Source organism: Pseudomonas sp. MF6751 (assembly GCF_016613265.1).
Classification (GTDB): Bacteria; Pseudomonadota; Gammaproteobacteria; order Pseudomonadales; family Pseudomonadaceae; genus Aquipseudomonas; species Aquipseudomonas fluorescens_BV.
In genome coordinates this window covers 44,895-63,834 of sequence record NZ_JAENSV010000002.1, presented here as the reverse complement: position 1 = coordinate 63,834, position 18,940 = coordinate 44,895, and the positions used below count along the sequence as shown (strand labels likewise).

At 58.0% G+C, this 18,940-nt stretch carries 16 protein-coding genes and 2 tRNA genes; 17 read left to right on the top strand and 1 reads right to left on the bottom strand.

The window, feature by feature from the left end:
* Positions 1 to 92: 92 nt before the first annotated feature.
* The 7 genes from dnaK to JJD66_RS02075 all read left to right on the top strand — a co-directional run bounded on the left by dnaK (position 93) and on the right by JJD66_RS02075 (position 9,902).
* Positions 93 to 2,009 (top strand): molecular chaperone DnaK, encoded by a 1,917-nt coding sequence (dnaK, locus tag JJD66_RS02105; protein WP_014719959.1) that lies wholly within the window; start codon positions 93 to 95, stop codon positions 2,007 to 2,009.
* A gap of 316 nt (positions 2,010 to 2,325) precedes the next feature.
* A complete protein-coding gene (gene dnaJ, locus JJD66_RS02100) occupies positions 2,326 to 3,450 on the top strand; it encodes a molecular chaperone DnaJ (RefSeq protein WP_054896114.1) in 1,125 nt (374 codons plus the stop codon).
* Positions 3,451 to 3,460: 10 nt separating this feature from the next.
* Positions 3,461 to 4,267 (top strand): 4-hydroxy-tetrahydrodipicolinate reductase, encoded by an 807-nt coding sequence (gene dapB / locus JJD66_RS02095; protein WP_200647504.1) that lies wholly within the window; start codon positions 3,461 to 3,463, stop codon positions 4,265 to 4,267.
* A gap of 259 nt (positions 4,268 to 4,526) precedes the next feature.
* Positions 4,527 to 5,663 (top strand): glutamine-hydrolyzing carbamoyl-phosphate synthase small subunit, encoded by a 1,137-nt coding sequence (gene carA, locus JJD66_RS02090; RefSeq protein ID WP_200647503.1) that lies wholly within the window; start codon positions 4,527 to 4,529, stop codon positions 5,661 to 5,663.
* 105 nt (positions 5,664 to 5,768) lie between these two features.
* Positions 5,769 to 8,990 carry a carbamoyl-phosphate synthase large subunit gene (gene carB, locus JJD66_RS02085; RefSeq protein WP_003194205.1) on the top strand — a complete coding sequence of 1,074 codons (3,222 nt, stop codon included), beginning with the start codon at positions 5,769 to 5,771 and terminating at the stop codon, positions 8,988 to 8,990.
* A 2-nt stretch (positions 8,991 to 8,992) separates the two neighbouring features.
* Complete coding sequence (greA, locus tag JJD66_RS02080) at positions 8,993 to 9,469, top strand: transcription elongation factor GreA (protein ID WP_032873232.1); 477 nt, start codon at positions 8,993 to 8,995, stop codon at positions 9,467 to 9,469.
* A gap of 28 nt (positions 9,470 to 9,497) precedes the next feature.
* The gene (locus JJD66_RS02075; protein WP_200647502.1) at positions 9,498 to 9,902 is read left to right on the top strand and encodes an MFS transporter; all 405 of its coding nucleotides are present in this window, start codon (positions 9,498 to 9,500) and stop codon (positions 9,900 to 9,902) included.
* 9 nt (positions 9,903 to 9,911) lie between these two features.
* On the opposite strand, the gene JJD66_RS02070 is transcribed toward JJD66_RS02075, so the two are convergent.
* Complete coding sequence (locus tag JJD66_RS02070) at positions 9,912 to 10,220, bottom strand: YhbY family RNA-binding protein (RefSeq protein WP_003176146.1); 309 nt, start codon at positions 10,218 to 10,220, stop codon at positions 9,912 to 9,914.
* Positions 10,221 to 10,327: 107 nt separating this feature from the next.
* On the opposite strand from JJD66_RS02070, the gene rlmE reads away from it, so the two are divergent.
* The 10 genes from rlmE to nusA all read left to right on the top strand — a co-directional run bounded on the left by rlmE (position 10,328) and on the right by nusA (position 18,922).
* Positions 10,328 to 10,978, top strand: a complete 651-nt coding sequence (gene rlmE, locus JJD66_RS02065) for a 23S rRNA (uridine(2552)-2'-O)-methyltransferase RlmE (RefSeq protein ID WP_003194199.1) — start codon at positions 10,328 to 10,330, stop codon at positions 10,976 to 10,978.
* A 200-nt stretch (positions 10,979 to 11,178) separates the two neighbouring features.
* Positions 11,179 to 13,089 (top strand): ATP-dependent zinc metalloprotease FtsH, encoded by a 1,911-nt coding sequence (ftsH, locus tag JJD66_RS02060; protein WP_034127004.1) that lies wholly within the window; start codon positions 11,179 to 11,181, stop codon positions 13,087 to 13,089.
* 8 nt (positions 13,090 to 13,097) lie between these two features.
* A complete protein-coding gene (gene folP, locus JJD66_RS02055; protein WP_054898020.1) occupies positions 13,098 to 13,949 on the top strand; it encodes a dihydropteroate synthase in 852 nt (283 codons plus the stop codon).
* Positions 13,950 to 13,965: 16 nt separating this feature from the next.
* Positions 13,966 to 15,303: a phosphoglucosamine mutase gene (gene glmM / locus JJD66_RS02050; protein WP_003194195.1), complete on the top strand. Its 1,338-nt coding sequence runs from the start codon at positions 13,966 to 13,968 to the stop codon at positions 15,301 to 15,303.
* Positions 15,304 to 15,369: 66 nt separating this feature from the next.
* Positions 15,370 to 16,125, top strand: coding sequence for a triose-phosphate isomerase (gene tpiA, locus JJD66_RS02045; protein WP_003194193.1), 756 nt, complete (start codon positions 15,370 to 15,372; stop codon positions 16,123 to 16,125).
* A gap of 4 nt (positions 16,126 to 16,129) precedes the next feature.
* Entirely contained in the window at positions 16,130 to 16,513 is a 384-nt protein-coding gene (gene secG, locus JJD66_RS02040; protein ID WP_186607183.1) for a preprotein translocase subunit SecG, read from the top strand.
* A gap of 22 nt (positions 16,514 to 16,535) precedes the next feature.
* Positions 16,536 to 16,621 (top strand) — tRNA-Leu (locus JJD66_RS02035).
* Between the two features lie 96 nt (positions 16,622 to 16,717).
* Positions 16,718 to 16,794 (top strand) — tRNA-Met (locus tag JJD66_RS02030).
* Positions 16,795 to 16,934: 140 nt separating this feature from the next.
* Entirely contained in the window at positions 16,935 to 17,393 is a 459-nt protein-coding gene (gene rimP, locus JJD66_RS02025; RefSeq protein WP_032873230.1) for a ribosome maturation factor RimP, read from the top strand.
* 47 nt (positions 17,394 to 17,440) lie between these two features.
* Positions 17,441 to 18,922, top strand: coding sequence for a transcription termination factor NusA (gene nusA / locus JJD66_RS02020; RefSeq protein ID WP_003194187.1), 1,482 nt, complete (start codon positions 17,441 to 17,443; stop codon positions 18,920 to 18,922).
* Positions 18,923 to 18,940: the final 18 nt, after the last annotated feature.

Sequence of the window (18,940 nt, the reverse complement as noted above, 5' to 3'; positions counted from 1 at the left end):
AAGGCCCCCATCTATAAGTCAAGCGTTTAAGTGCTACCGCAGTTAGCCAAAACTGCTGCGGCAACCAAATTCAAGTTTCGGGAGAGTAAATCATGGGCAAAATTATCGGTATCGACCTGGGGACCACCAACTCCTGCGTCTCCGTGCTGGAAAACGGCGTTGCAAAAGTTATTGAAAACGCCGAAGGCGCACGTACCACTCCGTCGATCATCGCTTACGCCAACGACGGTGAAATCCTCGTCGGTCAATCGGCCAAGCGTCAGGCGGTGACCAACCCGCATAACACCCTGTACGCGGTAAAGCGTCTGATCGGTCGTAAGTTCGACGAAGAAGTCGTACAGAAAGACATCAAGATGGTGCCTTACAAAATCGCCAAGGCCGACAACGGTGACGCCTGGGTTGAAGTGAACGGCCAGAAAATGTCGCCACCGCAAATCTCGGCTGAAATCTTGAAAAAGATGAAGAAGACCGCCGAAGACTACCTCGGTGAAGCAGTGACTGAAGCGGTGATCACCGTTCCTGCCTACTTCAACGACAGCCAGCGTCAGGCCACCAAAGACGCCGGCCGCATCGCGGGCCTGGATGTAAAACGTATCATCAACGAACCAACCGCAGCCGCACTGGCTTACGGTATGGACAAGGCCAAGGGCGACCACACCGTGATCGTTTACGACCTGGGTGGCGGTACGTTCGACGTCTCCGTGATCGAGATCGCAGAAGTTGACGGCGAGCACCAGTTCGAAGTGTTGGCCACCAACGGTGACACCTTCCTGGGTGGTGAAGACTTTGACATTCGTCTGATCGACTACCTCGTTGACGAATTCAAGAAAGAAAGCGGCATGAACCTCAAGGGCGACCCGCTGGCCATGCAGCGCCTGAAAGAAGCCGCTGAAAAAGCCAAGATCGAACTGTCTTCCGCTCAGTCGACTGACGTGAACCTGCCGTACATCACTGCAGATGCTACCGGTCCTAAGCACTTGAACGTGAAGATCTCGCGTTCCAAGCTCGAAGCACTGGTTGAAGACCTGGTTCAGCGCACCATCGAGCCTTGCCGCATCGCGCTGAAAGACTCCGGTATCGACGTTGGCTCGATCAACGACGTGATCCTGGTCGGCGGTCAGACCCGTATGCCACTGGTTCAGAAACTGGTTACCGAGTTCTTCGGCAAAGAAGCCCGTAAAGACGTGAACCCGGACGAAGCTGTTGCCATGGGTGCTGCTATCCAGGGTGCGGTATTGGCCGGTGACGTAAAAGACGTGCTGCTGCTGGACGTGAGCCCGCTGACTCTGGGTATCGAAACCATGGGTGGCGTGATGACTGCGCTGATCGAGAAAAACACCACGATTCCTACCAAGAAATCCCAGGTGTTCTCGACTGCCGATGACAACCAGGGCGCCGTAACTATCCACGTGCTGCAGGGCGAGCGTAAGCAAGCCGCTCAGAACAAGTCCCTGGGCAAGTTCGACCTGGCTGAGATTCCACCAGCACCACGTGGCGTGCCACAAATCGAAGTGACCTTCGACATCGACGCCAACGGCATCCTGCACGTCGGCGCGAAAGACAAGGCCACCGGTAAAGAGCAGAAGATCACCATCAAGGCCAACTCCGGCCTGTCTGATGAAGAAATTCAACAGATGATCCGTGATGCTGAAACCAATGCTGAAGCCGACAAGAAGTTCGAAGAGTTGGCAGGCGCCCGTAACCAGGGTGACGCGCTGGTTCACTCGACGCGCAAAATGATCGCTGATGCTGGCGACAAAGTGACCGACGAAGAGAAAACTGCAATCGAAGCGGCAGTGGTTGCGCTGGAAGCCGCCATTAAAGGCGACGACAAGGCTGCCATCGAAGCCAAGGTTGAGGAATTGTCGAAAGTCTCCGCGCCAGTTGCTCAAAAAATGTACGCCGAGCAAGGCCAGCCGGCTGACGGCGCTGCGCAACAAGCAGAGCCTGAAGCCAAGCACGACGATGTTGTCGATGCCGAGTTCGAAGAAGTTAAAGACAACAAGTAAGTTGTCGCCCGGTTGACCGCGCACAAGCGGTGACTGGTAGGATGTCGCCGCGCGGGAGCTTGCTCCCGCGTTGGCGTGTCTGGGGTATGCGAATTTTTACAGCATGCGACAACGCTCGGATGCTGGCGGTGTGAACGGGAATGCTCCTGCTTTCCGAATGACAGTCACCGCGTTTTTGGCCGGCTCCCTGGCTAAAAGCAGTAATGACCAGGATCGTTGAATTGACGTGAGTTGGGTCCGGGCCTGTATTGGGGCTCAACGAGTTTGGCAGGGTTCAGGAGGGCCAGGTCGAACGTCCTTAAGAGTGCAAAGACTTATGGCAAAGCGTGACTATTACGAAGTATTGGGTGTGGAGCGTGGCGCCAGCGAGGCGGACCTGAAGAAGGCTTACCGTCGTCTGGCGATGAAACACCACCCGGACCGTAATCCGGATAACAAAGAATCCGAAGAGATGTTCAAAGAGGCCAACGAGGCCTACGAATGCCTGTGTGATCCCAATAAGCGTGCGGCTTACGACCAATATGGCCATGCTGGCGTCGACCCGAGCATGGGCGGCGGCGGTGCCGGTTTTGGTGGCCAGAACTTCTCCGATATTTTCGGCGACGTATTCAGCGACTTCTTCGGCGGCGGCCGTGGCGGTCAGCGTGGCGGGCCTCAGCGCGGCAGTGACTTGCGTTACACCCTGGAGTTGAACCTGGAAGAGGCCGTGCGCGGCACCAGTGTCAATATCCGTGTGCCGACGCTGGTCAACTGCAAGCCGTGCGACGGCTCCGGTGCGAAGAAAGGCTCCTCGCCGATCACTTGCCCGACCTGCGGCGGTATCGGGCAGGTGCGCATGCAGCAGGGCTTCTTCTCGGTGCAGCAAACCTGCCCGCGTTGCCATGGCCAGGGCAAGATCATTTCCGATCCGTGCGATTCCTGCCACGGCGAAGGCCGCGTCGAAGAGTACAAGACGCTGTCGGTGAAAGTACCGGCGGGTGTGGATACCGGTGACCGTATTCGACTGTCGGGCGAAGGCGAGGCGGGTGCCCAGGGCGGCCCTACGGGCGACCTGTACGTGGTGATCAATGTGCGCGAGCACTCGATCTTCCAGCGTGACGGCAAGCACTTGTTCTGCGAAGTGCCGATCAGCTTTGTTGATGCGGCCCTGGGTGGCGAGCTGGAGATTCCGACGCTGGATGGTCGGGTCAAGCTCAAGATTCCCGAGGGGACTCAAACCGGCAAGCAGTTCCGCATTCGTGGCAAGGGCGTTGCGCCCGTGCGCGGTGGCGGTGCTGGCGACCTGATGTGCCGTGTGGCGGTTGAAACCCCGGTGAACCTGAATCGTCGTCAGCGTGAACTGCTGGAAGAGTTCCGCAGCTCGCTGGAAGGCGATGACTCGCACTCGCCGAAGACTACGGGCTTCTTCGACGGTGTAAAACGCTTCTTCGGCGACCTGTAAGGATCTGAATATGCGACGTATAGCCGTAATGGGCGCTGCCGGGCGCATGGGCAAGACGCTGGTCGAGGCGGTGCAGCAACGCTCGCCGGCCTCCGGGCTGACGGCGGCGATTGTTCGCCCAGGCAGTACGTTGATCGGCGCGGACGCAGGTGAGTTGGCCTCGTTGGGTCGCATCGGTGTTTCGCTGTCTGGCAACCTCGAGCAGGTGGCTGACGAGTTCGACGTGCTGATCGACTTCACCCTGCCGGAAGTGATGCTGAAAAATCTGGCCTTCTGCCGTAAGGCGGGCAAGGCCATGGTGATCGGCACGACTGGCTTGAGTGCTGAGCAGAAGCAGTTGCTGGTGGAAGCGGGCAAGGATATTCCGATCGTCTTCGCCGCCAATTTCAGCGTGGGCGTGAACCTGTCGCTGAAGTTGTTGGACCTGGCGGCGCGCGTGCTGGGTGATGAGGCTGATATCGAGATTATCGAGACTCATCACCGTCACAAGATCGACGCTCCGTCGGGCACTGCGTTGCGCATGGGTGAAGCTATTGCCGATGCGCTGGGTCGCGATCTGTCGAAAGTGGCGGTATACGGGCGTGAAGGCCATACCGGTGCGCGTGCGCGCGACACCATTGGTTTCGCGACCGTGCGTGGTGGTGATGTGGTCGGTGATCACACGGTACTGTTTGCTACCGAAGGCGAGCGTCTGGAAATCACCCACAAAGCCTCCAGTCGCATGACTTTCGCCAAGGGCGCGGTGCGTGCTGCACTCTGGTTGGACGGCCGCGAGCCGGGCCTGTACGACATGCGTGACGTGCTGGACCTGCACTAAGCAGTAGCTAAAACGGGGGCTCAGGATTATCCTGTGCCCCCGTTTTTACCCGCTAGGCGACGTCCTGTCGCATTCCCCTGCCTTTAAGGCTCATTAGCGGTGGACCAAAAAAGCCTTTTTCTGTAAGCTACAGCTTTAGTGTGTCCACTAAAAGCGCGCAGAATAATTCAGTGAAGAAGCGGGGTGACGTGTCCATACGTCACTCCGCTTTTTTACAACCTGCGATCGCCCTTTCAGGCTTTATTTACGGGAGGTCTTCTTGACTAAGCCAGCCATACTCGCCCTTGCTGATGGCAGCATTTTTCGCGGCGAAGCCATTGGAGCCGACGGTCAGACCGTTGGAGAGGTGGTGTTTAACACTGCCATGACCGGCTATCAGGAAATCCTTACCGATCCTTCCTACGCCCAACAGATCGTTACCCTGACCTATCCGCACATCGGCAACACCGGCACTACGCCGGAAGATGTCGAGTCTGATCGTGTCTGGTCGGCGGGCCTGGTGATTCGTGACCTGCCACTGGTTGCGAGCAACTGGCGTAACACGATGTCGCTGTCCGATTACCTGAAAGCCAACAACGTTGTGGCGATCGCCGGTATCGATACGCGCCGCCTCACGCGCATCCTGCGTGAAAAAGGCTCGCAGAACGGCTGCATCATGGTCGGTGACAATATCTCCGAAGAGGCGGCGATTGCCGCGGCGCAAGGTTTCCCTGGCCTGAAGGGCATGGACCTGGCGAAAGTCGTCAGCGTCAAAGAGAAGTACGAGTGGCGTTCCACTGTGTGGGATCTGAAGACCGACAGCCACGCGACTATCGAGGCTGCCGATCTGCCTTACCACGTGGTCGCCTATGACTACGGCGTCAAGTACAACATCCTGCGCATGCTGGTCGAGCGCGGTTGCCGTGTGACCGTGGTGCCCGCGCAAACCTCTGCCAGCGATGTGCTCGCGATGCAGCCGGACGGTGTGTTCCTGTCCAACGGCCCGGGTGACCCTGAGCCATGCGACTACGCTATCCAGGCCATCAAGGATGTGCTGGAGACCGAGATTCCGGTGTTCGGCATCTGCCTTGGCCACCAGTTGCTGGCTTTGGCCTCCGGCGCCAAGACCCTGAAAATGGGCCACGGCCACCACGGTGCCAACCACCCGGTACAAGACCTGGACACTGGCGTTGTGATGATCACCAGCCAGAACCACGGTTTTGCGGTGGATGAAGCCTCCCTGCCGAGCAATGTGCGCGCCATTCACAAGTCGCTGTTCGACGGTTCCCTGCAAGGCATCGAGCGCACCGATAAGAGCGCGTTCAGCTTCCAGGGCCACCCTGAAGCCAGCCCGGGCCCGAACGACGTAGCGCCGCTGTTCGACCGTTTCATCAATGAGATGGCCAAGCGACGCTGACTGAGTGGCCTGCGGGCGGCCCCGGATTGCGGTGGCCCCCGCAGGCTCTTCAAAGATTGTTCAAGACGGCTTGCCGACTGACCTGCGGATTTGAGTGACAAACCCATGCCAAAACGTACAGACATAAAAAGCATCCTGATTCTCGGCGCTGGCCCGATCGTGATCGGCCAGGCCTGCGAATTCGATTACTCCGGCGCCCAGGCCTGTAAAGCCCTGCGCGAGGAGGGCTACCGCGTCATCCTGGTGAACTCCAACCCGGCCACCATCATGACCGACCCGGCCATGGCCGACGCCACCTACATCGAGCCGATCAAGTGGCAGACCGTTGCCAAGATCATCGAAAAAGAGCGTCCGGACGCGCTGCTGCCAACCATGGGTGGCCAGACCGCTCTGAACTGCGCCCTGGACCTGGAGCGTGAAGGCGTCCTGGAAAAGTTCGGCGTAGAGATGATCGGTGCCAATGCCGACACCATCGACAAGGCTGAAGACCGTTCGCGTTTCGACAAGGCCATGAAGTCCATCGGCCTGGCGTGCCCACGTTCCGGTATCGCCCACAGCATGGAGGAAGCCAATGCGGTCCTCGAGACCCTGGGCTTCCCGTGCATTATCCGTCCGTCCTTCACCATGGGCGGCACCGGCGGTGGTATTGCCTACAACCGTGAAGAGTTCGAAGAAATCTGCGCCCGTGGCCTCGACCTGTCGCCGACCAAAGAGCTGCTGATCGACGAATCGCTGATCGGCTGGAAAGAATATGAGATGGAGGTTGTCCGCGATAAGAAGGACAACTGCATCATCGTCTGCTCCATCGAAAACTTCGACCCGATGGGCGTGCACACCGGTGACTCGATCACTGTGGCGCCAGCACAGACCCTGACCGACAAGGAATACCAGATCCTGCGTAACGCCTCCCTGGCGGTATTGCGCGAGATCGGCGTTGAAACCGGCGGTTCCAACGTTCAGTTCGGTATCTGCCCGGACACCGGCCGCATGGTCGTGATCGAGATGAACCCACGTGTATCGCGTTCTTCGGCGCTGGCCTCGAAAGCGACCGGTTTCCCGATTGCGCGTATCGCCGCCAAGCTGGCTATCGGCTACACCTTGGACGAGCTGCAAAACGAAATCACCGGCGGCGCTATGCCGGCGTCTTTCGAGCCGTCTATCGACTACGTTGTGACCAAGCTGCCGCGCTTTGCCTTCGAGAAATTCGCCAAGGCGGATGCGCGCCTGACTACCCAGATGAAGTCTGTCGGTGAAGTCATGGCCATCGGTCGCACGTTCCAAGAGTCCCTGCAGAAAGCTCTGCGCGGCCTGGAAGTTGGTGTTTGCGGCCTGGACGAGAAGCTCGACCTGAGCAACCCGGAAAGCATGAGCATCCTCAAGCGCGAGCTGACCGTGCCGGGCGCCGAGCGTATCTGGTATGTGGCTGACGCCTTCCGTGCCGGCCTGAGCGTCGAAGATATCTTCGGCATGAATATGATCGACCCGTGGTTCCTGGTGCAGATCGAAGATCTGATCAAGGAAGAAGAGAAGGTCAAGACCCTCGGTCTGTCGTCTATCGACCGCGACCTGATGTTCCGCCTCAAGCGCAAAGGCTTCTCCGACCAGCGTCTGGCCAAGCTGCTGGGTGTGACCGAGAAGAACCTGCGCACTCATCGCCATAAGCTGGATATCTTTCCGGTCTACAAGCGCGTTGATACCTGCGCCGCAGAATTCGCCACCGACACGGCCTACATGTACTCCACCTACGAGGAAGAGTGCGAAGCCGCGCCGACAGGCCGCGACAAGATCATCATCCTGGGTGGCGGTCCGAACCGTATCGGCCAGGGCATCGAGTTCGACTACTGCTGCGTACACGCCGCCCTCGCCCTGCGCGAAGACGGGTACGAGACCATTATGGTCAACTGCAACCCGGAAACGGTTTCCACTGACTACGACACTTCCGACCGCTTGTACTTCGAGCCGGTAACGCTGGAAGACGTATTGGAAATTTGCCGCGTCGAGAAGCCTAAAGGCGTGATCGTCCAGTACGGCGGCCAGACCCCGTTGAAACTGGCGCGTGCCCTGGAAGCTGCCGGCGTGCCGATCATCGGTACCAGCCCGGACGCTATCGACCGTGCCGAAGACCGTGAGCGCTTCCAGCAGATGGTTGAGCGCCTGAACCTGCGTCAGCCGCCGAACGCCACCGTGCGCAGCGAAGACGAAGCCATCCGCGCGGCCAGCAAGATCGGCTACCCGCTGGTGGTGCGTCCGTCCTACGTACTGGGCGGCCGGGCGATGGAAATCGTCTACGAAGAAGAAGAACTCAAGCGCTACCTGCGTGATGCGGTGAAAGTCTCCAACGACAGCCCGGTGCTGCTGGACCACTTCCTCAACTGCGCCATCGAAATGGACGTGGACGCGGTGTGCGACGGTACTGACGTCGTGATCGGCGCGATCATGCAGCACATCGAGCAGGCCGGCGTTCACTCCGGTGACTCCGCCTGCTCCCTGCCGCCGTACTCGCTGCCGGCGCACATCCAGGACGAGATGCGCGAACAGGTCAAGAAAATGGCCCTGGAACTGGGTGTGGTCGGCCTGATGAACGTACAGTTGGCGCTGCAAGGCGAAGACATCTACGTCATCGAAGTCAACCCGCGCGCTTCGCGTACCGTACCGTTCGTGTCCAAGTGCATCGGTGTGTCCCTGGCCATGATCGCTGCGCGTGTGATGGCCGGTAAGACCCTGAAGGAAATCGGCTTTACCAAGGAAATCATTCCGAACTTCTACAGTGTGAAAGAGGCGGTGTTCCCGTTCGCCAAATTCCCTGGTGTGGACCCGATCCTGGGCCCGGAGATGAAGTCCACCGGTGAAGTGATGGGCGTGGGCGATACTTTCGGTGAAGCGTTCGCCAAGGCCCAGATGGGTGCCAGCGAAGTGCTGCCGACCGGCGGTACTGCGTTTATCAGCGTACGTGATGACGACAAGCCACTGGTTGCAGGGGTCGCCCGCGATCTGATCAACTTGGGTTTTGAAGTCGTGGCTACCGCCGGGACCGCCAAGCTGATCGAAGCTGCCGGCCTGAAAGTACGTCGCGTGAACAAGGTGACGGAAGGCCGTCCGCATGTGGTCGACATGATCAAGAATGACGAAGTCACCCTGATCATCAACACCACCGAGGGTCGCCAGTCGATCGCGGACTCCTATTCCATTCGTCGTAATGCCTTGCAGCACAAGATTTACTGCACCACTACCATTGCTGCTGGCGAAGCTATCTGTGAAGCGCTGAAGTTCGGTCCGGAAAAGACCGTGCGTCGCTTGCAGGATCTACACGCAGGATTGAAGGCATGAGCATAACCAAATACCCGATGACCGTTCAGGGCGCGCGCGCCCTGGAAGAGGAGCACGCCCATCTGACCAAGGTCGTACGTCCAAAGCTGAGCCAGGACATCGGTACGGCCCGCGAACTGGGTGACTTGAAGGAAAACGCCGAATACCACGCTGCTCGCGAGCAGCAGGGTATGGTCGAGGCGCGGATTCGTGACATCGAAGGCCGTATGCAGAATGCGGTGATCATCGATGTCACCACCATCCCGCATACCGGCAAGGTGATTTTCGGCACGACCGTGGAAATCGCCAACGTCGAGACCGACGAAAGCGTAACCTACCAGATCGTGGGTGAGGATGAGGCTGACTTCAAGCAAGGCAAGATCTCTGTCGGCTCGCCGATTGCTCGCGCCTTGATTGCCAAGGAAGAAGGCGACGTGGTTGCCGTGAAAACGCCGAGCGGCGTCATTGAGTACGAGATTGTCGAAGTTCGTCACATCTGAAAGACGGCGCCCGCTGCGTGCGGGCGCCATGCTTTGGCAGCTCTCTCAGATGCTTTGGGTGGGTGGCCTATGGCTGTTACATATTGGCGTGTTGCCGGCGTTGGGCCTGATTGGCCTGGCGCCGCTGCTGATCGATGAGATCGACGGATTGCTGAGTGCGCTGCTGGTGGGTTTTGCGGCGGCGTGCGTGATGCTTCAAGCGTTGGTGCTGATCGCGGCCGAAGGCTTGAAGAGTTTGTGGCGGGATATTCGCGGGCAACTGCTGTTGATGGCGCTGTATGCATGCGCAATGTTTTGTATGGTGCATGTGTGGCTGCCGCAAGCGTTGCGCTGGCAGTTGTTCAGCTATCTTGTGCTAGGGTTCTCTGGCTTGGTGCTGGTTACGCAGCCTGCGCCGGGATGGAGTGGCGGGGCGCGCGAAGCACGCCCTTGACCCTTTTCATCATTTGAAGCGATGAACGTTCGACAGTTGCTTGTTGACGCTGAAGTTCTTGCGATACAGCAGCGCCATCTTGCCGATGACCTGAACCAGGTCCGCTTTGCCGACCTTGCACAGTTCTGCAACGGCAGCCAGGCGCGCTTCGCGATCAAGGATGTTGACCTTGATCTTGATCAGTTCGTGATCGTTCAGTGCGCGCTCGAATTCGGCTAGCACACCCTCAGTCAAACCGTTGTCTGCCACAATCAGAACTGGTTTCAGATGGTGGCCAATGGATTTGTACTGTTTCTTCTGCTCTTGAGTGAGCGGCATAATCTGACCCCTGCGTCTGATCTTGTAAAAAGCGGCGGCCAGTTTACCCGAGCGAGTCCGGGACCGCCCAGTTAATCACGACCCGTTTTATTTTTTCGAGGTGGCCCGTGGCCCGTTCCAAAACCAGCCTTAAGTGGCTACAAGAACATTTCAATGATCCTTACGTCAAAAAGGCGCAAAAGGACGGCTATCGTTCCCGGGCCAGCTACAAGCTGCTGGAGATCCAGGACAAGGACAAATTGATTCGTCCAGGCATGAGCGTTATTGATCTCGGCGCGGCCCCCGGTGGCTGGTCCCAGGTGACCAGTCGTCTGATTGGTGGGCAAGGTCGATTGATCGCTTCGGACATCCTCGAGATGGACAGCATCCCGGACGTGACCTTTGTTCACGGCGATTTCACCGAGGACAAAGTATTGGCCGAGATCCTGGAGGCTGTGGGAAATTCGCAGGTAGACCTTGTGATTTCCGACATGGCCCCCAATATGAGTGGATTACCGGCTGTTGATATGCCGCGTGCCATGTTCCTGTGTGAACTGGCGCTGGATTTGGCAGGTCGGGTGTTACGTCCGGGGGGTGATTTCCTGGTGAAGGTCTTCCAGGGCGAAGGTTTCGACGAGTACCACAAGAACATTCGCAAGTTGTTCGACAAGGTACAGACCCGCAAGCCGGACTCTTCCCGTGACCGGTCCAGGGAGCAGTATCTGCTGTGCCGTGGCTACCGCGGCGTTGAAGGCGCGGCAAGTGAAGAGCGTTTTTGAGAAATTCGAGAGGGGCGATAGGTTTTTTTATATCGCTTTCGTCACGAAGCTTTACGAATATTGTGTAGTCAAAGTTTCACAAAGGGTTACAGACGGCGCCTGCCAGAGTTGTAGGTAATGTAGTAAGTTAGGCCGGTGAATATCATGCGAAGCGCGCGCCAGTAGCGGAGCTTGCTTCAGAGGGTAGTTAATTGAACGATATGGCAAAGAATCTGATCCTGTGGTTGATCATCGCGGCTGTCCTGGTGACGGTGATGAACAACTTCTCCAGCCCTAACGAGCCGCAGACCCTCAACTATTCCGACTTCATCCAGCAAGTTAAGGATGGCAAGGTCGAGCGCGTAGCGGTTGATGGCTACGTGATTACCGGTAAGCGCAACGATGGCGACAGCTTCAAGACCATTCGTCCTGCCATTCAGGACAACGGTCTCATCGGTGACCTGGTGGATAACAAGGTCATTGTGGAAGGCAAGCAGCCTGAACAGCAAAGCATCTGGACCCAGCTCCTGGTGGCCAGCTTCCCGATCCTGGTGATTATCGCCGTGTTCATGTTCTTCATGCGCCAGATGCAAGGCGGTGCGGGGGGCAAGGGCGGGCCGATGAGCTTCGGCAAGAGCAAGGCGCGCCTGCTCTCCGAGGACCAGGTGAAGACTACCCTGGCTGACGTTGCGGGTTGCGACGAAGCCAAGGAAGAAGTCGGTGAGTTGGTCGAGTTCCTGCGTGATCCGGGCAAGTTCCAGCGCCTGGGTGGCCGTATTCCTCGCGGTGTGCTGATGGTGGGCCCACCGGGTACCGGTAAAACCTTGCTGGCCAAGGCGATTGCCGGCGAAGCCAAGGTGCCTTTCTTCACGATTTCCGGTTCTGACTTTGTCGAGATGTTTGTCGGCGTCGGCGCCAGCCGTGTTCGCGATATGTTCGAGCAGGCCAAGAAGCACGCGCCATGCATCATCTTCATCGACGAAATCGATGCCGTTGGTCGCCATCGTGGCGCTGGCATGGGTGGTGGTCACGATGAGCGTGAGCAGACCCTCAACCAATTGCTGGTAGAGATGGATGGTTTCGAGATGAATGACGGCATTATCGTCATCGCCGCAACCAACCGTCCCGACGTTTTGGACCCTGCGTTGCTGCGTCCGGGCCGTTTCGACCGTCAGGTTGTGGTCGGCCTGCCGGATATCCGCGGTCGTGAGCAGATCCTGAAAGTGCACATGCGCAAGGTGCCAATGGGTGACGACGTGGCACCGGCTGTGATCGCCCGTGGTACTCCCGGTTTCTCCGGTGCTGATCTGGCGAACCTGGTGAACGAGGCTTCGCTGTTCGCTGCCCGTACTGGCAAGCGCATCGTTGAAATGAAAGAGTTCGAATTGGCGAAAGACAAGATCATGATGGGCGCCGAGCGCAAATCCATGGTCATGTCCGAGAAAGAGAAGCAGAACACCGCTTATCACGAGGCAGGTCATGCCATCGTAGGTCGCGTTGTGCCAGAACATGACCCAGTCTACAAAGTGTCGATCATCCCGCGTGGTCGGGCGCTGGGTGTGACCATGTTCCTGCCGGAAGAGGATCGTTACAGCCTCTCCAAGCGTGCGCTGATCAGCCAGATCTGCTCGCTGTATGGTGGCCGTATTGCCGAAGAAATGACCCTTGGTTTCGACGGTGTGACCACTGGCGCCTCAAACGACATCATGCGTGCCAGCCAGATCGCACGAAACATGGTGACCAAGTGGGGCTTGTCGGAAAAGCTCGGCCCATTGATGTACGCCGAAGAAGAAGGCGAAGTGTTCCTGGGTCGTGGCGGCGGTGGGCAAAGCGCCAGCTTCTCGGGTGAGACAGCCAAGCTGATCGACTCCGAGGTTCGCAGCATCATTGATCAGTGCTACGGCACGGCCAAGCAGATCCTGACTGACAACCGTGACAAGCTGGACGCCATGGCTGATGCGTTGATGAAGTACGAAACCATCGATGCCGACCAGATCGACGACATCATGTCGGGCCGTACGCCGCGTGAGCCGCGCGACTGGGAAGGTGGTTCGGGTACTTCGGGCACTCCGCCTGTGGTGCAGAATGAGCGCCCTGAAACGCCTATCGGCGGCCCGGCAGCTGATCACTAAGGTTTGAAATGACTTCTGCTTTGTCCTCTACCCGGTTGCCTTGCGGCAACCGGGTTCTTGATTTGGCCCGGACGCATGTCATGGGCATCCTCAATGTAACCCCTGACTCCTTTTCCGATGGTGGCCGCTTCAGCCAGTTGGATGCCGCGTTGCGTCATGCCGAGGCGATGGTGGCTGCCGGTGCGACGCTGATTGATGTGGGTGGGGAATCGACCCGCCCCGGTGCCCGCGTTGTTTCTCCTTTGGAGGAGCTGGAGCGGGTGGCGCCCGTGGTCGAACGTATTGCCCGTGAGCTGGATGTCATCATCTCGGTAGACACCTCCACCCCGGCAGTGATGCGCGAAACCGCGCGGCTGGGGGCTGGGTTGATCAACGATGTGCGTTCGCTGCAGCGTGATGGAGCCCTTGATGCGGCCGCCGCAACTGGCCTGCCCGTCTGTCTGATGCATATGCTGGGTGAGCCCGGCAACATGCAGGACAATCCGCACTACGACGATCTGGTCGGCGAGGTGAGTGGGTTTCTTGCTGAGAGGATTGCCCAATGTGTGGCTGTGGGTATTGCGCCTGAGCAGATCATCCTCGATCCGGGGTTTGGCTTTGCCAAGACCCTGCAGCACAATCTAAGCCTGTTCAAACACATGGAAGCGCTGCACGCCCTTGGTCGCCCGCTGTTGGTCGGTGTTTCGCGCAAGAGCATGATAGGGCTCGCCCTGAATCGCCCGGTCGGCGAACGCCTGTATGGCGGCCTGGCGCTTGCGGCGCTTGCCGTGACCAAGGGCGCACGTATTTTGCGTGTGCATGATGTCGCCGAAACGGTCGATGTGGTGCGCATGCTCGCTGCTGTAGAATCAGCCGAATAAGAATGATGGAGCACTTATGACTAAAAAATATTTTGGCACCGACGGCATTCGTGGTCGGGTCGGCGAATTCCCGATCACTCCTGATTTCATGCTCAAGCTGGGTTGGGCGGCAGGCATGGCGTTCCGCAGCATGGGCGCGTGTCGCATCCTGGTGGGCAAGGACACCCGTATTTCGGGCTACATGTTTGAGTCTGCGCTGGAGGCCGGCTTGTCCGCCGCCGGGGCCGACGTGATGCTGTTGGGCCCTATGCCCACGCCGGCAATCGCTTACCTGACGCGTACCTTTCACGCCGAAGCCGGTATTGTGATCAGCGCTTCCCACAATCCTCATGATGACAACGGCATCAAATTTTTCTCGGGGCAGGGCACCAAGCTGCCTGACGAGATCGAGTTGATGATCGAGGAGCTGCTGGATGCGCCGATGACGGTGGTTGAGTCCAGCAAGTTGGGCAAGGTGTCGCGCATTAACGACGCGTCAGGTCGCTATATCGAATTCTGTAAAAGCAGCGTTCCGAGCAGCACCAATTTCGCAGGCTTGAAGATTGTTGTCGATTGCGCCCATGGTGCGACCTACAAGGTGGCGCCGAGCGTCTTCAAGGAGTTGGGCGCACAGGTCACCGTGCTGTCGGCTCAGCCCAACGGCTTGAACATCAACGACAACTGCGGTTCCACCCACATGGAGCAGCTGCAGGCTGCAGTGCTGGCTGAGCATGCGGACCTGGGCATCGCTTTTGATGGTGATGGCGACCGCGTGCTGATGGTGGATCACACCGGCACGATCGTGGATGGTGATGACCTGTTGTTCATCATTGCCCGTGACCTGCATGAGCGTAACAAGCTGCAAGGTGGCGTGGTCGGCACCTTGATGAGTAATCTCGGGCTGGAGTTGGCGTTGGCAGAACTGGGGATTCCCTTTATTCGCGCCAATGTCGGTGATCGCTATGTGATCGCCGAGCTGCTGGAGCGTAACTGGTTGGTTGGTGGCGAGAACTCCGGGCATGTGGTCTGCTTCCAGCACACCACCACGGGTGACGCTATCATCGCCGCGCTACAGGTGCTGCTGGCCCTGCGTCGCCGCGAGGAGAGCCTGGCCCAGGCACGCCAAGCCCTGCGCAAGTGTCCGCAAGTGCTGCTCAATGTGCGTTTTGCCGGTGGCGAAAACCCCATCGAGCACCCTGCTGTCAAAGAGGCTTGCGAGCGCGTGACCCAGGCAATGGCGGGGCGCGGGCGCGTGTTGCTGCGCAAGTCCGGCACAGAGCCGCTGGTGCGCGTGATGGTCGAAGGTGAGGACGAAACACAGGTTCGCGGCCATGCCGAAGACCTGGCAAAGCTGGTAACTGAAGTTTGCGCCTGAATTCGGCTTGCCAGTGGTGATGTGGTTGGGTAACATCTGCGCCCACTTTGACCGACGGGGTACAGCATGCGTCGCACTATGGTAGCTGGTAACTGGAAGATGCACGGTACCCGCGCCAGTGTCGCTGAGCTGATCAACGGCCTTCGTCACTTGGCCTTGCCTAGCGGTGTTGACGTCGCGGTGTTCCCGCCTTGCTTGCATATCAACCAAGTGGTTGATGGCTTGAAGGGTAAGTCGATTCAGGTCGGCGCGCAGAACTCTGCGGTGGAACCGATGCAAGGTGCGTTGACCGGCGAGATTTCGCCGAGTCAGCTGGTTGATGCGGGTTGTTCCTATGTGCTTGTCGGGCACTCCGAGCGTCGCCAGATGATGGGCGAGCGGGATGGGACGCTCAACCGCAAGTTCGCCGCAGCACAGGCTTGTGGCTTGATTCCGGTGTTGTGCATAGGGGAGACCCTTGAGCAGCGCGAATCGGGCAAGACTCTTGAAGTTGTCTCGCGTCAGCTGGGCAGCATCATCGAGGAGCTGGGTGTTGGTGCATTTGCCAAGGCGGTCATTGCTTACGAGCCGGTCTGGGCCATTGGCACCGGGCTGACTGCTACACCGCAACAGGCGCAGGATGTGCACGCAGCCATCCGCGCGCAGTTGGCGGCAGAGAATTCTGAAGTCGCACAAGGTGTGCGGCTTCTATACGGCGGCAGCGTGAAGGCGGCCAATGCGGTCGAACTATTCGGCATGCCGGATATCGATGGGGGGCTCATTGGTGGAGCTTCCCTGAATGCAGATGAGTTCGGTGCGATCTGTCGCGCCGCGGGAAACTGAAAAAATGCTGGAAACAGTCGTAGTCGTTTTTCATCTGTTGGCTGCCCTGAGCGTAGTTGCTCTGGTTTTGTTGCAACAGGGTAAAGGTGCGGATGCTGGTGCGTCTTTCGGTGCAGGTGCTTCAAATACTGTGTTCGGAAGCCAAGGTTCCTCTACCTTTCTTAGTAAGTTTACTGCTATACTTGCCGCAGGTTTCTTCATAACCAGCTTAGGGTTAGGTTACTTTGCTAAAGAGAAAGCTCAAGTGCTGACTCAAGTAGGTTTGCCAAACCCAGCGGTGTTGGAAGTTCCAAAAGCAAAACCGGCTTCTGATGATGTCCCGGTGCTTCAAGAGCAAAAGTCGGCTACTCCAGCGACTGACGTACCTCCAGCTCAAGAGCAGAAGTAAGAAGGGTTGTAAGCGCTGTATTGCCGAGGTGGTGGAATTGGTAGACACGCAACCTTGAGGTGGTTGTGCCCATAGGGTGTAGGGGTTCGAGTCCCCTTCTCGGTACCAATTATCAGGAGAGCCCGCTGTTGCGGGCTTTCTTGTAGGTGGAAGGTTACATTGACCCTGTAAGGGATCGGTCGTATACTTCCGCCCCAGCTTTGTCGCGGGGTGGAGCAGTCTGGTAGCTCGTCGGGCTCATAACCCGAAGGTCGTCGGTTCAAATCCGGCCCCCGCAACCAGTTTTAGCGGAGCCCCTTTTAAGGGGCTTTTTGTTAGCTGGACACTTTCAACGCCGCTGTTCGACGGCGTTTCAAGGATGGGCGTTTCGCCCATTTTTTTATTTTGCACAGCATGCACATACATGCACGAGGGGGTTCAGGTGTCGAGCAAGCTAGAAGAGTTGCAGGCCTTGTTGGCCCCGGTGGTCGTGGCCCTAGGCTATGAATGCTGGGGTATTGAGTTTTCGGCTCAAGGTCGCCACTCAATGTTGCGCGTTTATATCGATAAAGAGGGCGGCGTGCTGGTGGACGATTGTGCCATTGTCAGCCGTCAGATCAGCGGTGTGCTGGATGTTGAAGATCCAATCTCCGTTGAATACACCCTTGAAGTTTCCTCGCCAGGCATGGAACGCCCACTGTTCACTATCGAGCAGTTTGCTAAATATGCCGGTGAACAAGTGAAGATCAAGCTGCGTTCCCCCTTTGAGGGGCGACGCAACTTTCAGGGCCTTCTGCGCGGTGTAGAAGAGCAGGATGTCGTGGTGCAGGTAGAAGACCACGAGTTCCTGTTGCCGATCGATATGATCGACAAGGCCAACATTATTCCCAGTTTTGACTGAGACGCGGATCCCGCGGATCCAATGGCTTGCGAAAGGCGAGGCGTACGATGAGCAAAGAAGTACTGCTGGTTGTTGAGTCGGTATCCAATGAAAAGGGTGTACCGGCAAGCGTGATTTTTGAAGCGTTGGAGCTGGCCCTGGCCACTGCTACCAAGAAACGTTTTGAAGACGAAGTAGATCTGCGTGTGGAAATCAACCGCCACACCGGTGCCTATGAGACTTTCCGTCGTTGGACGGTGGTCGAAGAGGACGATCTTGATGATCCGGCCATCGAAACCTGGCCAAGCAAGGTTGCGCAAACGCATCCGGGCGCCCAGGTTGGCGATGTTGTCGAAGAAAAGATCGAGTCGATCGAATTCGGCCGTATTGCTGCACAGACCGCCAAGCAGGTCATCGTGCAGAAGGTTCGCGAAGCCGAGCGCGCTCAAGTCGTTGACGCCTATCGCGAACGCCTGGGTGAAATCATCTCTGGCACCGTAAAGAAAGTTACCCGCGATAACGTGATCGTTGACCTGGGCAACAACGCCGAAGCGTTGCTGGCCCGCGAAGACATCATCTCTCGCGAAACCTTCCGTGTCGGCGTGCGTCTGCGTGCGCTGCTCAAGGAAATCCGCACCGAGAACCGCGGCCCGCAGTTGATCCTGTCGCGTACCGCGCCGGAAATGCTGATCGAGCTGTTCCGTATCGAAGTGCCGGAAATCGCCGAAGGCCTGATCGAAGTGATGGCGGCGTCCCGTGACCCGGGTTCGCGTGCCAAGATCGCGGTCCGCTCCAAGGACAAACGCATCGACCCGCAAGGCGCTTGCATCGGTATGCGCGGTTCGCGCGTCCAGGCAGTGTCGGGCGAATTGGGCGGTGAGCGTGTGGACATCGTCCTGTGGGACGATAACCCGGCGCAGTTCGTGATCAACGCCATGTCGCCAGCTGAAGTGGCGGCAATTATCGTTGACGAAGATGCCCATGCAATGGACATCGCCGTTGGCGCAGACAATCTGGCTCAGGCCATTGGTCGTGGTGGTCAGAACGTGCGTCTGGCCAGCCAACTGACCGGTTGGACCCTGAACGTGATGACCGAATCGGACATCCAGGCTAAGCAGCAAGCTGAAACCGGTGACATCCTGCGCAACTTCATCGAAGAGTTGGAAGTCGATGAAGAGCTGGCACAGGTGCTGGTAGATGAAGGCTTCACCAGCCTGGAAGAGATTGCCTACGTACCGTTGGAAGAAATGCTCAACATCGACGGCTTTGACGAAGATATCGTCAACGAGCTCCGCGCTCGGGCCAAGGATCGTTTGTTGACTAAAGCCATCGCTACTGAGGAAAAGCTGGCAGACGCCCATCCGGCCGAAGACCTGCTCTCGCTTGAGGGTATGGACAAGGATTTGGCGATGGAACTGGCGGTGCGCGGCGTAATTACCCGCGAAGACCTGGCCGAGCAGTCTATTGACGATCTGCTCGACATCGACGGCATTGACGAAGATCGTGCCGGCAAGTTGATCATGGCCGCCCGAGCCCATTGGTTCGAGTAATTAGGCGCGGCCTGAGGA

Coding starts and splice junctions, on each gene's coding strand:
- dnaK (WP_014719959.1), top strand. CDS start 93: ATGGGCAAAATTATCGGTATCGACCTGGGGACCACCAACTCCTGCGTC.
- dnaJ (WP_054896114.1), top strand. CDS start 2,326: ATGGCAAAGCGTGACTATTACGAAGTATTGGGTGTGGAGCGTGGCGCC.
- dapB (WP_200647504.1), top strand. CDS start 3,461: ATGCGACGTATAGCCGTAATGGGCGCTGCCGGGCGCATGGGCAAGACG.
- carB (WP_003194205.1), top strand. CDS start 5,769: ATGCCAAAACGTACAGACATAAAAAGCATCCTGATTCTCGGCGCTGGC.
- JJD66_RS02075 (WP_200647502.1), top strand. CDS start 9,498: ATGCTTTGGCAGCTCTCTCAGATGCTTTGGGTGGGTGGCCTATGGCTG.
- JJD66_RS02070 (WP_003176146.1), bottom strand. CDS start 10,220: ATGCCGCTCACTCAAGAGCAGAAGAAACAGTACAAATCCATTGGCCAC.
- ftsH (WP_034127004.1), top strand. CDS start 11,179: ATGGCAAAGAATCTGATCCTGTGGTTGATCATCGCGGCTGTCCTGGTG.
- folP (WP_054898020.1), top strand. CDS start 13,098: ATGACTTCTGCTTTGTCCTCTACCCGGTTGCCTTGCGGCAACCGGGTT.
- glmM (WP_003194195.1), top strand. CDS start 13,966: ATGACTAAAAAATATTTTGGCACCGACGGCATTCGTGGTCGGGTCGGC.
- tpiA (WP_003194193.1), top strand. CDS start 15,370: ATGCGTCGCACTATGGTAGCTGGTAACTGGAAGATGCACGGTACCCGC.
- secG (WP_186607183.1), top strand. CDS start 16,130: ATGCTGGAAACAGTCGTAGTCGTTTTTCATCTGTTGGCTGCCCTGAGC.
- nusA (WP_003194187.1), top strand. CDS start 17,441: ATGAGCAAAGAAGTACTGCTGGTTGTTGAGTCGGTATCCAATGAAAAG.